This window comes from Pseudomonas sp. M1 (assembly GCF_022760135.1).
Taxonomy (GTDB): Bacteria; Pseudomonadota; Gammaproteobacteria; order Pseudomonadales; family Pseudomonadaceae; genus Pseudomonas; species Pseudomonas citronellolis.
In genome coordinates this window covers 3,806,692-3,820,552 of record NZ_CP094343.1, presented here as the reverse complement: position 1 = coordinate 3,820,552, position 13,861 = coordinate 3,806,692, and the positions used below count along the sequence as shown (strand labels likewise).

Annotated in this window: 13 protein-coding genes; 6 read left to right on the top strand and 7 right to left on the bottom strand. The window is 70.0% G+C overall.

The window, feature by feature from the left end; translation table 11 throughout:
* Window positions 1-318, bottom strand: a complete 318-nt coding sequence (locus PM1_RS16840) for a hypothetical protein (protein WP_009619967.1) — start codon at window positions 316-318, stop codon at window positions 1-3.
* A 197-nt stretch (window positions 319-515) separates the two neighbouring features.
* Between PM1_RS16840 and PM1_RS16835 the strand changes: the two genes are divergently transcribed.
* Window positions 516-911, top strand: a complete 396-nt coding sequence (locus PM1_RS16835) for a hypothetical protein (protein WP_009619969.1) — start codon at window positions 516-518, stop codon at window positions 909-911.
* 225 nt (window positions 912-1,136) lie between these two features.
* A complete protein-coding gene (locus tag PM1_RS16830; RefSeq protein ID WP_024128403.1) occupies window positions 1,137-2,507 on the top strand; it encodes a CoA transferase in 1,371 nt (456 codons plus the stop codon).
* Between the two features lie 7 nt (window positions 2,508-2,514).
* On the opposite strand, the gene PM1_RS16825 is transcribed toward PM1_RS16830, so the two are convergent.
* Genes PM1_RS16825 through PM1_RS16815 form a run of 3 tightly spaced genes read right to left on the bottom strand, consistent with a single transcriptional unit; the run spans window position 2,515 to window position 8,179 of the window.
* A complete protein-coding gene (locus PM1_RS16825; protein WP_009619973.1) occupies window positions 2,515-5,616 on the bottom strand; it encodes an efflux RND transporter permease subunit in 3,102 nt (1,033 codons plus the stop codon).
* Complete coding sequence (locus PM1_RS16820; RefSeq protein ID WP_009619974.1) at window positions 5,613-6,779, bottom strand: efflux RND transporter periplasmic adaptor subunit; 1,167 nt, start codon at window positions 6,777-6,779, stop codon at window positions 5,613-5,615. Before PM1_RS16820 ends, PM1_RS16825 begins: the two co-directional genes overlap by 4 nt.
* Complete coding sequence (locus tag PM1_RS16815) at window positions 6,776-8,179, bottom strand: efflux transporter outer membrane subunit (protein ID WP_009619976.1); 1,404 nt, start codon at window positions 8,177-8,179, stop codon at window positions 6,776-6,778. Before PM1_RS16815 ends, PM1_RS16820 begins: the two co-directional genes overlap by 4 nt.
* 222 nt (window positions 8,180-8,401) lie before the next feature.
* On the opposite strand from PM1_RS16815, the gene PM1_RS16810 reads away from it, so the two are divergent.
* Complete coding sequence (locus tag PM1_RS16810; protein ID WP_009619978.1) at window positions 8,402-8,698, top strand: type II toxin-antitoxin system RelE/ParE family toxin; 297 nt, start codon at window positions 8,402-8,404, stop codon at window positions 8,696-8,698.
* 8 nt (window positions 8,699-8,706) lie between these two features.
* A complete protein-coding gene (locus tag PM1_RS16805; RefSeq protein ID WP_024128404.1) occupies window positions 8,707-9,015 on the top strand; it encodes a HigA family addiction module antitoxin in 309 nt (102 codons plus the stop codon).
* 212 nt (window positions 9,016-9,227) lie between these two features.
* Here PM1_RS16805 and PM1_RS16800 read toward each other — a convergent pair whose 3' ends face one another.
* Entirely contained in the window at window positions 9,228-9,935 is a 708-nt protein-coding gene (locus PM1_RS16800; RefSeq protein ID WP_009619982.1) for a response regulator transcription factor, read from the bottom strand.
* Between the two features lie 104 nt (window positions 9,936-10,039).
* On the opposite strand from PM1_RS16800, the gene PM1_RS16795 reads away from it, so the two are divergent.
* The gene (locus PM1_RS16795; RefSeq protein WP_009619984.1) at window positions 10,040-10,729 is read left to right on the top strand and encodes a response regulator transcription factor; all 690 of its coding nucleotides are present in this window, start codon (window positions 10,040-10,042) and stop codon (window positions 10,727-10,729) included.
* The gene (locus PM1_RS16790) at window positions 10,707-12,086 is read left to right on the top strand and encodes a sensor histidine kinase (protein ID WP_009619986.1); all 1,380 of its coding nucleotides are present in this window, start codon (window positions 10,707-10,709) and stop codon (window positions 12,084-12,086) included. Before PM1_RS16795 ends, PM1_RS16790 begins: the two co-directional genes overlap by 23 nt.
* A gap of 186 nt (window positions 12,087-12,272) precedes the next feature.
* Here PM1_RS16790 and PM1_RS16785 read toward each other — a convergent pair whose 3' ends face one another.
* Window positions 12,273-12,839, bottom strand: coding sequence for a flavin reductase family protein (locus tag PM1_RS16785; protein WP_009619987.1), 567 nt, complete (start codon window positions 12,837-12,839; stop codon window positions 12,273-12,275).
* A 16-nt stretch (window positions 12,840-12,855) separates the two neighbouring features.
* On the bottom strand, window positions 12,856-13,776 hold the full coding sequence (locus tag PM1_RS16780; protein ID WP_009619989.1) for a bestrophin family protein: 921 nt from the start codon (window positions 13,774-13,776) through the stop codon (window positions 12,856-12,858).
* Window positions 13,777-13,861: the final 85 nt, after the last annotated feature.

The window sequence follows — 13,861 nt, the reverse complement described above, 5'->3', positions numbered from 1 at the left end:
TCAGGCCCCCGCCGCCTCGCTGTGGGCCTCCTCCACGTATTCCTTCAGCCAGCGCAGCACCTGCACCGCCTCCCAGCGCGTGGGGTCGAACATGGCGTAGGCCTGGCCCTGGTAGCCCACGACGTCCAGCGGGCGGTGGTAGCCGGCGCGCTGCAGCAGCGCCTCGATCTCGGCGAAGCAGGTGTTGAAGTGGGTGCGCGAGAAGGGCGTCTTGCCCTCGGTGACCAGGCCCTCGAGGTGCAACTCGGCGACCGCTTCGCTGACTTCCTCCACGCCCATGTGGTTCACGGTGTATTTCATCTGGCGGATGTCCACCATCGCTTTCGCTCCTGTTCGGGTCCTTGCCTGCCACCTGTTGCCAGGGTGCCTTTCGTCGATGACAGAAGCATAATCGAAAAATACTGTATGCATGAACAGTATTTTGTGGCTACCATGGTTTCGCTGGCTCACAGAATCCATGGCCGCCGCGAAACCGGGCCCCGCCCCGCGGCGACGACAAAGAAGAGGAACGCGTGATGAAGCAAGTCAAAGCCCTGCTGGTGCTCGCCCTCCTGGCCCTGCTCGGCGGCTGCGCCCAGCCGCCGGCGGAAGGCCCCAAGGCCAATGGCGCCTATCTGGTGATCGACGGCCACGAGGCCTGGGCGGTGCTGGTGGCCGACGGCAAGCGCGTGGAGGAACACGGCATCGTGCGCGACGCCATCCGCGTGCCGCGCTCGCGCTCGGCGATGGTGGCCAGCTATGTGATCGACACGCCCAACTGCGGCCGCCTGCAGACGCTGACCGAGGTGTACGACGACGGCACCGGCGCCACCCGCTTGCTGAGCGTGGGCGAGGAGGGCGGCGACCTGTCCGCCTGCCGTATCCGCGACGACCTCAGCCGTGCCTGGACGGCGCTTGATTATTCCGGCTGAGCCCGAGTTTCTTCACGAAATTTTCACGCGCGTGGGGCGATGGTAGGCACATTGCTAAAGGACTAGCGCCCCAATAAAGAACCCGCCATCGGCGGGTTTTTTATTGCCCGCGATTCCTCTGCGGCGAAAGGCCGGCTCGCGGCGGTGCGGCGGGCGGGCTAAGGTTGCCTGGCGGGTCCGTTTCACGGACTTCTTCAGACGAGGTGCAGCATGCTCGCCAGCCAGATGACCAGGGCCCTGTGGCAAGCCCTGGAAGAGAACGCGGCCCTGCCCGCGTCCCTGTCCTTCCAGGCCGAGGGCGGGCTGCCCTCGACCTTCGCCGTCACCGACCTCGCTGGCGCCTCCATCGCCACGGCCGGCCTGGCCGCCGCGGCCTTGCTCAAGCGCGCCGGCCAGTCGCCGGGGGCGCTGCAGGTGGACCGCCGCCTGGCGTCCTTCTGGTTCGCCTGGACGCTGCGGCCCCAGGGCTGGGCGCTGCCGCCCATGTGGGGCGACATCGCCGGCGACTACGTCACCCGCGACGGCTGGATCCGCCTGCACACCAACGCCCCGCACCACCGTGCCGCCGTGGTGCGGGTGCTGGGCCCGGTCGCCAGCCGTGAAGAGGCGGCGGCCCGCGTCGCCACCTGGAACAAGGCCGAACTGGAGCATGCGGTAGTGGCTACCGGTGGTTGCGCCGCCGAAATGCGCTCCATCGACGAATGGAAGGCGCACCCCCAGGGCCAGGCCCTGGCCGAACAGGACCTGATCTGGTGTCAGGAACAGGCCATCGCCCCCGCGCCGGCCTGGGCCCTGACGGCGGAGCGGCCGCTGGCCGGCGTGCGGGTACTGGACCTCACCCGGGTGCTCGCCGGGCCGGTGGCCAGCCGCTTCCTCGCTGGGCTCGACGCCGAGGTGCTGCGCATCGATCCGCCGGGCTGGGACGAGCCGGGGGTGATTCCCGAGGTCTGCCTGGGCAAGCGCTGCGCGCGCCTGGACCTGAAGGACCCGCCCGGGCGTGAGCGCTTCGAGGAACTGCTGCGTCACGCCGACGTGCTGATCCACGGCTACCGCGGCGACGCCCTGGAGAACCTCGGCTTCGACGCCGAAGTGCGCCAGGACCTGGCGCCGGGGCTGGTCGACGTGAGCCTGAACGCCTACGGCTGGAGCGGCCCCTGGCGCAACCGCCGCGGCTTCGACAGCCTGGTGCAGATGAGCACCGGCATCGCCGAGGCCGGCATGCGCTGGCGCCAGGCCGACAAGCCGGTGCCGCTGCCGGTGCAGGCCCTGGACCACGCCACCGGCTACCTGATGGCCGCCGCCGCGCTCTGCGGCCTGGGCCGGCGCCTGGCCAGCGGGCGCGGCAGCACCTGGCGCCTGTCGCTGGCGCGCACCGCGCAGTTCCTGGTGGAGCAGGGGATGCAGGCCGAGGCCTTGCCGGCGCTGGCCGGGGAGGCGCCGGCCGACCTCGACCCGGCCATCGAGGCCACCGCCTGGGGCCCGGCGCAGCGCCTACGCCCGCCATTGCTGCTGGAAGGCACGCCGCTGCAGTGGGCCTCGCCGGCGGCGGCGCTGGGCTCGTCGAAGCCGTACTGGGCCTTCGAGCAGGGCGCCTGAACGGCGCTCAGCGCTGCGGCGGAAGCAGCAGGCCGCCGCGCACCTGGCGCCAGGCGCGGAAGCTGGCGGCCAGGCGCGAGAACCACAGGTAGATCACTGGCGTGGTGTACAGCGTCAGCACCTGCGACACCAGCAGGCCGCCGACGATGGCGATGCCCAGCGGCTGGCGCAGCTCGGCGCCGGAGCCGGTGCCCAGGGCCAGCGGCAGGGCGCCGAACAGCGCCGCCAGGGTGGTCATGAGGATCGGCCGGAAGCGCAGGGTGCTGCCCTCGATAGTCGCCTGCTCCGGCGTCATGCCGCCGCGTTCGGCCACCAGGGCGAAGTCGATCATCATGATTGCGTTCTTCTTGACGATGCCGATCAGCAGGATGATGCCGATCATCCCCATCAGCGACAGGTCCTGGCCGCACAGCAGCAGCGCCAGCAGCGCGCCGAGGCCGGCCGAGGGCAGGGTGGAGAGGATCGACAGCGGCAGCAGCGGGCTCTCGTAGAGCACGCCGAGGACGATGTACACCGTGACCACCGCCGCCAGGATCAGCCACGGCTGGCTGCGCAGCGAATCCTGGAAGGCCTGGGCGGTGCCCTGGAAGGTGCCGCTGACGCTGTCCGGCAGGCCGGCCTGGCGGGTGGCCTGCTGGATGGCGGCGACCGCGTCGCCCAGGGCGTAGCCCGGCGCCAGGTTGAACGACAGGGTGACCGCCGGGAACAGCCCCTGGTGGTTGATGGTGATGGGCGCCAGGTCCGGCTCCAGGCGGCCGAGCACGCTCAGCGGCACCAGCTCGCCGGTCAGGCTGGAGCGCGCATAGAGGTGCTTGAGGCTTTCCTCCGACACCTGCCAGCGCGGGTCCAGTTCGAGGATCACGTGGTACTGGTCCAGTGCGGTGAACAGCGTCGCCACCTGGCGCTGGCCGAAGGCGTCGTAGAGCACGTCGTCGATCGCCTGCACGTTCACGCCCAGGCGCGCGGCGCTGTCGCGGTCGATGTGCAGGGTGGCGCGCGGCGCCGCCTGCTGCTGGTCGGTGGCCACGTCGCGCAGTTGCGGCAGTTGCTTCAGGCGCGCCAGCAGCACCGCGGCCCAGTGGTCCAGCTCATGGCTGTCCGGGTCCTGCAGGGTGTACTGGAACTGCGTCTTGCTCGGCCGCCCGCCGATCTGCACGTCCTGGCGGATCTGCATGTACAGGGCGATGCCCGGAACCGCGGCGAGTTCGCGCTTGAGCCGCGCCACCACCTGGTCGGCCTTGGCCGCGCGCTGCTCGTAGGGCTTGAGGTTGATCATCACCCGGCCCTGGCTGAGGGTGGGGTTGGGGCCGATCCAGTAGTAGACGTTGGCCACGTCCGGGTCGCGCTGGATCACCTCGCTGAGCGCGGCCATGCGTGCGCGCATCGCGGCGAAGGAAATGTCCGCGTTGGCCTCGGCCACGCCCATGATCACCCCGGTGTCCTGCTGCGGGAAGAAGCCCTTGGGCACCTCGACGTAGAGCACGGCGGTGACCAGCAGGGTGAGCAGCGCCACCGCCAGGGTCAGGCGTTCGTGGCGCAGCACGCGGCGCAGGCTGCGCCGGTAGCCGTCGAGCAGGGCGTCGAAGGTGCGCTCGCTCCATTGCAGGAAGCGGTTCTGCACGCCGTGCAGGTCGTGGCGGATGAACCAGGCGCAGAGCATCGGCGTGACCGTCAGCGAAACCACCCCGGACATCACCACCGCCACGCTCACGGTCACCGCGAACTCGCGCAGCAGGCGGCCGATCACCCCGCCCATGAACAGGATGGGGATGAACACCGCCACCAGCGAGACGGTCATGGAGACGATGGTGAAGGCCACCTCGGCAGTGCCCTCGATGGCTGCCTGCAGAGGCGGCTTGTGCATCTCCAGGTGGCGGATGATGTTCTCCATCACCACGATGGCGTCGTCCACCACGAAGCCCACGGCGATGCTCAGGGCCATGATCGACAGGTTGTCCAGGCTGTAGCCCAGCACGTACATCGCCGCGAAGGTGGCCACCAGCGACAGCGGGATGGTCAGCGCCGGGATCACAGTGGCGCTGACGTTGCGCAGGAATACGAAGACCACCGCCACCACCAGGACGATGGACAGCAGCAGGTTGAACTGCACCTCGTCGATGGAGGCGTCGATGGTCTGGGTGCGGTCGCCCACCAGGCTGACTTTCACGTCGCGCGGCAGTTGCGCCAGCAGCGCCGGCAGGCGGTCCTTGATCGCCTGGGTCACCGCCAGCACGTTGTAGCCGGGCTGCTTGTGGATGTCGACGATCACCGTCGGCCGGCCCTGCAGGCCGGCGGCCTGGCGCACGTCCTCGGCGCCGTCGATCACCGTGCCCAGGTCGCTGATGCGGATCGGCACGCCGTTGCGGTAGGCGATCACCAGCGAACCGTACTGCGCGGCGCGGGTGAGCTGGTCGGTGGTGTCGAGAGTCACCGCGCGCTCGGCGCCGTCGAGGTTGCCCTTGGGCGCGTCCACAGTGGCGTTGCCCAGCACCTCGCGCACGTCGTCGAGGGTCAGGTCGCGGGCGGCCAGGGCGTCCGGGTCGATGCGCACGCGCACCGCCGGGCGCTGCTCGCCGTGGAAGTCCACCAGGCCGACGCCGGGAATCTGCGACAGCTGCTGGCCGAGGTAGTCGTCGGCGTAGCGGTCCAGCTCCGGCAGGGTGCGGGTGGACGAGGTCAGGGCGAGGGAGAGGAAGGTGAACTCCGCCGGGTTGACCTTATGGAAGGTCGGCGGCGCCGGCAGGTTCTTCGGCAGGTTGCCGCCGGCGGCGTTGATCGCCGTCTGCACGTCCTGGGCGGCGCCGTCGATGTTGCGCTCCAGGTCGAACTGCAGGGTGATCTGCGTCAGCCCGAGGGAACTGGCGGAGGTCATCTGGGTGACCCCGGGAACGCTGGCGAAGGCCCGCTCCAGCGGCGTGGCCACGGACGAGGCCATGGTCTCGGCACTGGCGCCGGGCAGTTTGGCCTGCACCTGGATGGTCGGCATGTCCACCTGCGGCAGCGGCGCCACCGGTAGCAGGAAGTAGGCGGCGGCGCCGAGCAGCAGCACGCCCAGGGCCAGCAGGGTGGTCGCCACCCGGCGGCGGATGAAGGGTTCGGAGAGTGTCATTGATGCTGCTCCGCGCTGGCGGTCTGCCGCGCGTCTGCCAGGGCCGCGACCTTCAGCCCAGGGGCCAGGCGGTACTGGCCGCCGGTGACCACGGTTTCGCCGGGCGCCAGGCCCTGGTGGATCCACTGCAGGCCATCGACCACCGCGCCGGCCTTCACCTCACGCACCTGGGCCTGCTGGTCGCGTCCCACCACGTACACGAAGCTGCCTTGCGGGCCCTGCTGCACGGCGCTGGCCGGCACCACGGTGGCGGCCTTCTCGGTGCGCAGCAGCAGGCGCACGCTGAGCAGTTCGCCGGGCCAGAGCTTGCCGTCGGCGTTGGCGAAGTCGGCCTTGAACAGGATCTGCCCGTTGCCGCTGGAGACCTGGCTGTCGATGAAGCTCAGCCGCCCCGTGGCGATGTGCTGGCGGCCGTCGCGGCTCAGCGCCTCGACCTGCAGCGCCTGCCCGGCGTTGGCCTGCAGCACTTCGGCCAGGTCCTCCTGGGGCAGGCTGAAGGCCAGGGAGATCGGCGCCATCTGGGTGAGCGTCAGCAGGCCGGTGTTGTCGCTGGCGTGGACGATGCTGCCGGCGTCCACCAGGCGCTGCCCGGTGCGCCCGGCGAAGGGCGCGGCGATGCGGGTGTAGCCGAGCTGCAACTGGGCGGTGTCCAGCGCCGCCTGGTCGGCCTGGATCGTGGCCTGCAGGGAGGCCACCTGGCCGCGCAGGGTGTCCACGTCCTGGCTCGGCCCGGCATGGGCGGCGGCCAGCTTGCTGGCGCGTTCGAGGTTGACCTTGGCCACCGCCAGCTGCGCTTCGTCGCGCGCCTTGTTGGCCTTGGCCTGCAGCACCTGGGCGGCGTAGGGGCGCGGGTCGATCTCGGCGAGCAGTTGCCCGGCCTTGACCATCTGGCCCTCCTGGAAGTGCAGCTGTTGCAGCTCGCCGTCCACCCGCACCTTGATGTCCACTGCGTTCAGCGCCTGCACCGTGCCGATGGTTTGCAGCCAGATCGGCAGGTCGCGCTGGTCGGCCACGCCCAGGCTCACGGGCACCGGCGCCTCGGCCGGCTTGGCCGTCGTGGTGGCGGAGAAGTGGCGCCAGGCGAAGACGGCCAGCGCCACGGCCAGGAAGAGGAACGCCAGGCGCCAGTAGCGCCGTTGGGAGGAGGGCTGGGACGGGCTCACGGTCGAATCGCCTGTGCGGAAGGTTGATTACTGGCCAGTTCGGCGCCCGCCGGCGCCTGGAAGCCGCCGCCGAGGGCACGGTTCAGGCCGACGGAGGCCTGCAGGCGTTGCAGGCGCACCTGCAGCAGGCTGTCCTCGGCCTGGTACAGGGTGCGCTGCACGGTCAGCAGGGTGAGGAAGTCGGTGCTGCCCAGGCGATAGCGCACCTGGGCCAGGTCGGCGGCCTTGCGCGCCGAGTCCACGGCGGCCTGGTCGATGCGCTGGGTCTGCGCCAGGCGGGCGTTGGCGCTGAGCTGCGTCTCCACGTCCTGCAGGGCCTGGAGCACGTTCTGCCGGTAGTCGGCGACCAGCTCGCGGGCGTGGGCGCGGTCGGCCTGCAACTGGCCTTCCAGCAGGCCGCCGTCGAACAACGGCTGGCTGAGGCTGGCGGCCAGCTGCCAGAGCCCGCCGCCGGTATGCACGTCGCTGCCGGCGAGGGCGCCCAGGGAGATGTTCGGCAGGAAGGCCGCGCGCGCCGCGCCGACATTGAAGTTGGCCGAGACCAGCCGCGCCTCGGCGGCCTGGATATCCGGCCGCTGGCTCAGCAGGCTGGCCGGCAGCCCGGCGCGCGCCTCGGGCAACTGGACGCCGTCCAGGCCGCTGTGCTGCAGAGCGAAGCCCTCGGGCGCGGCGCCCACCAGCACCGCCAACTGGTAGAGCGCGGCGTCGCGCTGCTGGGCCAGGACGCTGACGTTGGCCTGGAAGTTCTGCAGGGCGTTGCGTTGCTGCTCCACTTCCAGGTCGGAAGAGGAGCCCAGCCGCGACTGCGTCTGCACCAGTTGCAGGATGTTCTCGGCGTCGCTGGCGATGCGCTTGGCCACGGCCAGGCGCTCGTCCAGCGAGAGCACCTGGAAGTAGCTGTCGGCGATGTCCGCCTGCAGGCCGATGCGCGCCGTCTCCAGGTCGTAGGCCGTGGCTTGGGCCTGCGCCGTGGCGGAATCGGCCAGGGCGCGGTTGCGGCCCCAGAAGTCCAGCTCGTAGCTGGCCTGGGCGTAGAGGTCGTGGGCGTTCTTGCTGCTGTCGTGATCGTGGACGTAGCTGCCGCCCAGGCTCAGGTCCGGGTACAGCGCGGCCCCGGCGACGCGGGCGCTGGCCCGGGCCTGGTCGACCCGCGCCACTGCTGCCTGCAGAGTGAGGCTGTCGCTGCCGGCGCGCTGGATCAGGCTGTCCAGCTCGGCGCTGGCATAGTCCTTCCACCACTGCTGCGGCATCTGGGCGGCGGGCGCGGCGGCATTGTCCCAGCGGCTGGCGAGGGGCACGGTGGGCCGCTGGTACTGCGGCACCAGCGAACAGGCCCCGAGCAGGGCCAGGGAAAGGGCGGCGGCCAGCCGGGGCAGGGCGCCGGCGGTGGTTGGGGGCATGGGTTCGTCCTTCTGCGTCCCGCGTGCTGCGGGCTGCTGTGATGGACGAGCCTAGCGCCGGGTAGCTACCGGGCGGTTCTTCCCAAGCTGAATAAAAGTTTAGGTGGCGCTTGGGAGGTTTCCGATTGGCTTTGCGGCTTTTGCCTAACCGTTGGCTGACAACTCCAGAGCTTTGCCGGTTGTACCGTGACGCGGTACATTTCCCTTCAAGGAAGCCGGCCCATGATCGGGAGTTTCAGGGATGCGTGGCTGGAAGCGTTCTTCGTGCGGGACAGGATGCCCCGGCAGATTCCCGCGGATATCCAGGAGCGCCTGTTCCGCAAGCTGCAGATGCTCGACGACGCCACCACGGACGCGGACTTGCGTAGCCCACCCAGCAACCATTTCGAGCGCTTGCAGGGGAGCCTGCGGGCATACCACTCGATCCGGGTGAATCGCCAATGGCGCCTGGTCTTTCATTGGGATGGCGAAAAAGGCGAAGCCTCGGACGTCTACCTCGACAACCATTCGTACCGATGAGGTGCAACGTGATCATCACCGAACGCAAGCCAGTCAGCGTCGGCGAGGTGCTCAGCAGCGAGTTCCTCGATCCGCTAGGCCTGACCCAAGGCCGCCTCGCCGAAGCGATGGGGGTGCAGCGCAAGCTGGTCAACGAACTGTGCAACGACCGGAGGGCAGTGACGGCCGATACCGCCCTGATGCTGGCCCGGGTATTCGGCAACTCCGCGGAGTTCTGGCTCAACCTGCAGCGGCGCAACGACCTGTGGGCGGCGTTGAATTCGCCAGAGCGACGTGCCCGCATAGAGCGGGCTCGGCCATTGAATCGGGCGGCCTGAATGCCAGGTGTGGTGGACTTGCGGTCCTTATAGGCACGCTTGCAGCTGCGCTGAGGTGTTTTTTGCAGGAGCGGGGCCCTGCCCGCCATTCGCGCGCAGGGCGCGCTCCTACATGGGAATGGCGCGCGAGCGGACTCTGTCCGCGATCCCGTCGGCAGGGCCGGTGTTCGGTTGGGGGGGGGGGCGATGGGTATCGCTTCGCTCAACCCATTCTACGAAAAGCGCCTTGGCGCGGCCTGTTCCGGCGGCGTTTCGCTGAGCATGTAGCCGGCGCCGGGGACCGTGTGGATCAGCGTGCACCCGAAGCCCTGGTCGACCTTCTGCCGCAGGCGGTGGATGTGCTTGTCGATGACGTTGTCGCGCGGGTCGAAATCGTAGTCCCAGGCGCTTTCCAGCAGCATGCCGCGGGTCACCACCTGGTCGGCGTGGCGCATGAGTTTTTCCAGTATCAGGAACTCGCGCTGCTGCAGCGCGATGCTGTGCCCCTGGCGCTGGGCCACGCGGCCCTCGCAGTCCAGTTGCAGGTCGCCGACCTGCAGGCGCGCGCCGAGCAGGCGGCGGCCGGTGCGGCGCAGCAGGGCGGCCAGGCGGGCGTGGGCTTCGACGAAGGCGTAGGGCTTGGCCAGGTAGTCGTCGCAGCCGGCCTGCAGGCCCTCGACGCGGTGGTGGGTGGAGGCCAGGGCGCTGAGCATCAGCACCGGGGTGTCGGAGCCGGCGGCGCGCAGCCGGCGCACCAGTTCCAGGCCGTCCAGGCCGGGCAGGCGGCGGTCCACCACCAGGGCGTCGTAGAGGTTCTCCAGGGCCAGGTCCAGGCCCTGGACGCCATCGCCCGCGGCGTCGACTATGTGGCCGCTCTCGCGCAGGCCCCGCACCAGGTAGCCGGCGGCCTGCGGGTCGTCTTCGATGACCAGGATTCTCAAGGCTGCACCTAAACTTTTGTTCATCTTGGCGCGAGGCCGACGTTCGCCCGCGCCAGACAAAATATACTGCCGAACACCTCCCGCCGCCGCCACGGACCGCGCCCATGACCCAGGTTCTCGTCGTCGAAGACGACCCCGCCACCGCCGCCGAGATCAGCGCCGCGCTGCACGACCACGGCTACCAGGTCAGCCTGGCCGGCAACGGCCGCGACGGCCTGGTGCGGGCCCTGAGCGAAAGCTTCGCGGTGATCGTCCTGGACCGCATGCTGCCCGGCGGCATGGACGGCCTGGCCATGCTCACCGCGCTGCGCTCGGCCGGGGTGGAGACGCCGGTGCTGATCCTCAGCGCGCTTTCCGACCTCGACGAGCGCGTGCGCGGCCTGCGCGCCGGCGGCGACGACTACCTGACCAAGCCCTTCGAGTTCATCGAGCTGACCGCCCGCCTGGACGCCCTGACCCGCCGCGCCGCGCGCGGTGGCGAGGCGCGCGACAGCCGCCTGCGGATCGGCAACCTGGACATCGACCTGCTGCGCCGTTCGGTGCGCCGCGGCGAACGGTCGATCGACCTGGTGCCGCGCGAGTACCAGCTGCTGGAGTACCTGGCGCGCCACGCCGGGCAGATCGTCACCCGCACCATGCTCTTCGAGGCGGTGTGGAACTACCGCTACGACGAGCGCACCAACGTCATCGAGGTGCACATCGGCCGCCTGCGGCGCAAGGTCGACGTGGACGGCGAGCCGCCGATGATCCACACCGTGCGGGGGGCGGGCTATGTTCTCCGGGCGCCTGAGTGAGATTCCGCGCACCACCAGCTTCCGCGTGGCGCTGCTGTTCCTGCTGCTGTTCGGCGTGGCCTCGCTGGCGCTGTTCGGCTACGTGTACTGGCGCACCGCCGGCTACCTGCGCGCCGAGGTGCAGGCCAACCTGACGCGGCAGATCCACAACCGCGCCGGCCTGGAGTTGCCCGAACTGCTGCGCGAGGTGCAGGAGCACGCGGCCAAGGACCCCGAGCAGCACTTCCCCCAGGCATTGTTCGACGCCAGCGGCCGGCGCCTGGCCGGCACCCTCGCCGAGCAGCCGCCGACCACGGCGCTGGACACGCCCATCGAGTTCAGCCGGCGCAGCCTTTCCGGCGGCGAGCGGCGGGTGCGTGGCATCGTCCACCGCATGCCCTCGGGCGAGGTGCTGGTGATCGGCCAGGACATCCAGGACCTGCTGGAGTTCGACGAACTGCTGGTCAGCGCCATGGCTTCCGGCGGGGTGCTGATCCTGATCCTCGGCCTGGCCGGCGCGATCATCGCCGGGCGCACCTCGCAGCAGCGCCTGGACGCGGTGACCGGGGCCATCGAGCGCATCGTCAAGGGCGACCTCAGCGAGCGCCTGCCGGTGCGCGGCAGCTCCGACGACGTCGACCGCCTGGCGGTGGTGGTGAACCGCATGCTCGACGAGATCGAGCGGCTGATGCATGAGGTGAAGGGCGTGTGCGACGACGTCGCCCACGACCTGCGCACGCCCCTGACGCGCCTGCTCGCCGGCCTGGAGCGCGCCCAGCGGCGCGATTGCAGCAAGGAGGAGTATGCCGCGGCCATCGACCAGGCCATCGAGGACGCCCACGGCCTGCTGCTGACCTTCCGCGCGCTGCTGCGCATCTCCGAGATCGAGGACAGCGCGCGGCGCACCGGCTTTGTCGCGGTGGACCTGACCCAGGTGGCGGCCGACGTGGTCGAGCTGTTCGAGCCCCTGGCCGAGGAGCGCGGCCTGCTCCTGAGCTACAGCGGCCCGGCGCAGCCGGCCTGGCTGCAGGGCGATGCGCACCTGCTGTTCGACGCCCTGAGCAACCTGGTGGACAACGCGCTGAAGTTCACCCCGGCCGAGGGGCGTGTCGAGGTGCGGGTGGAAGCGGGCGAGGATTCGGTGGAAGTGCAGGTGCGCGACAACGGGCCGGGGATTCCCGAGCACGAGCGCGAGGCGGTGCTGCGGCGTTTCTACCGTTCCGAGCGCAGCCGGCATACGCCGGGCAATGGCCTGGGGCTGAGCCTGGTGGCGGCGGTGGCGCGGTTGCATGACCTGGCGATGAGCGTGGGGGATGGGGCGCCGGGGTGCTGGGTGAGTTTGCGGGGGCGGGTGGTTTCGGCGGCGGTGCGGGGGTAGGGCTGGGTGTGGGGTTTGAGCGCGGCTGCCCTCACCCCAACCCTCTCCCGAAGGGAGAGGGGGCTGTCCTCTGCCTGCTGAAGCATCAGCGCACTCCTGCACCACCGGCTGAAGCCAAGCCATCAGAGCATGCCGAACGGCCCCCTCTCCCTCTGGGAGAGGGCTGGGGTGAGGGGCTCTTGCCCTTCACGCCTTGACCACCTGAAACGCCTCCCCCGTCGCAAAGAAAGCCCCACCCGCCTGGTAATGAATGGTCCGCGACTCCTCGTCCGGAAAATGCCAGCGCCCCTTCGAGAACACCCGCTCGTCCGCATAGGCCGCCACCACCTCGGCGATGAACAGGTCGTACTTCTCCTGGTTGTGCGGCTCGGCGATCACCTTGCATTCCAGGTAGGCCAGGCAGCCTTCGACGATCGGCGCCTGCACCTGGCGGGCGCGGCCGGTGGCGATGGCGTAGCGGGCGAACTTGTCCAGTTCGCCGCCGTTGCTGGAGCCCACCGCCAGGGTGAGTTCGGCCTGGCGCCGCGAGGGCAGCTGGATGACGAAGGCGCCGGAGCCTTCCACCAGGTGCCGCGACCAGGTGTTGCGGTCCAGCACCAGCATCAGCTTGGGCGGGTCGAAGTCCAGCGGCATCACCCAGGCCGCGGCCATCACGTTGGCCACGCCTTCATGTTCGCTGGTGACTATCGTGGACGGGCCGTGGTTGAGCAGCAGGTAGGCCTTGGCCAGGGGAACGTCTTGCAGGTGGTTCATGGAGTGTCCTCGCGGATCAGAGCAGCAGGCCGTCGACCGGCTCCAGCGGCGCCGGCAGCTCGCTTTCGCCGAGGATCTCCATGACGGCGATCTCCAGGTGGCGGCTCATGGCGTCCAGCGGCAGGTCGTTGGGCTGGGTGTCGAACGGGTCGGCGATCTGGTCGCCGAGGGCATCCAGGCCGAAGAAGGTATAGGCCAGCACGCACACCGCCAGCGGGGTGAACCAGCCGATGCTGTCGACCAGGCAGAACGGCAGCAGGAAGCAGTACACATGGACGATGCGGTGCAGCATCAGGATGTAGGGGTAGGGGATGGGCGTGCCCTTGATCCGCTCGCAGCCGCCGAGCACGTAGGACAGGCGGCTGACCTGCTGGTCGACGTTGGCCAGCAGCATGTCGCTGGCGTTGGCGCGGCGGCCGGCTTCGGCGAAGTCGCGGCCCAGGCGGGCGAGCAGGGCGCTGGCCGGGCCGGGCGTGTGCGCCAGGGCGTCGGCCAGTTCGCTGCCGAGCAGGCGGCGGGCGTCTTCGCTTTGCGGGCGCTCGCGCAACTGGTCGCGCAGCACGTAGGCGAAGGCGGCCAGGCGCTGGGCCAGCAGGCGGCGTCCGGCGTCGTCCAGGCCGGGCAGCAGCGACAGGCTCTGCCGCGCCAGGTTGCGCGACACCACCAGCAGTTCGCCCCAGAGTGTGCGCGCCTCCCAGAAGCGCTGGTAGGCCACGTTGTTGCGGAAGCCGAGGAAGATCGCCAGGGTCAGGCCCCAGAGGGTGAAGGGCGTGGAGGTGATCACCACCTTGTAGTGGTAGAGGGTACCGTGGGTGGCCACCACCAGCGAACTGAGCAGCACTGTGTAGAGCACCTTGCGCCAGATGGCCGGGATGATCGAGCCCTTGAGGGAGAACAGCAGCACCCAGAGTGTCGGGGTTTGCGGGCGGAGGATCATGCGCGGGCTTCCAGGCGGGGACACGGAGAGCGCGCATCATAGCCGAGATGGCCGCCGGGGGCAGCGGGGGCGGAGGGCGCAGCGC

Coding starts and splice junctions, on each gene's coding strand:
- PM1_RS16840 (WP_009619967.1), bottom strand. CDS start 318: ATGGTGGACATCCGCCAGATGAAATACACCGTGAACCACATGGGCGTG.
- PM1_RS16835 (WP_009619969.1), top strand. CDS start 516: ATGAAGCAAGTCAAAGCCCTGCTGGTGCTCGCCCTCCTGGCCCTGCTC.
- PM1_RS16830 (WP_024128403.1), top strand. CDS start 1,137: ATGACCAGGGCCCTGTGGCAAGCCCTGGAAGAGAACGCGGCCCTGCCC.
- PM1_RS16825 (WP_009619973.1), bottom strand. CDS start 5,616: ATGACACTCTCCGAACCCTTCATCCGCCGCCGGGTGGCGACCACCCTG.
- PM1_RS16815 (WP_009619976.1), bottom strand. CDS start 8,179: ATGCCCCCAACCACCGCCGGCGCCCTGCCCCGGCTGGCCGCCGCCCTT.
- PM1_RS16810 (WP_009619978.1), top strand. CDS start 8,402: ATGATCGGGAGTTTCAGGGATGCGTGGCTGGAAGCGTTCTTCGTGCGG.
- PM1_RS16795 (WP_009619984.1), top strand. CDS start 10,040: ATGACCCAGGTTCTCGTCGTCGAAGACGACCCCGCCACCGCCGCCGAG.
- PM1_RS16790 (WP_009619986.1), top strand. CDS start 10,707: ATGTTCTCCGGGCGCCTGAGTGAGATTCCGCGCACCACCAGCTTCCGC.
- PM1_RS16785 (WP_009619987.1), bottom strand. CDS start 12,839: ATGAACCACCTGCAAGACGTTCCCCTGGCCAAGGCCTACCTGCTGCTC.
- PM1_RS16780 (WP_009619989.1), bottom strand. CDS start 13,776: ATGATCCTCCGCCCGCAAACCCCGACACTCTGGGTGCTGCTGTTCTCC.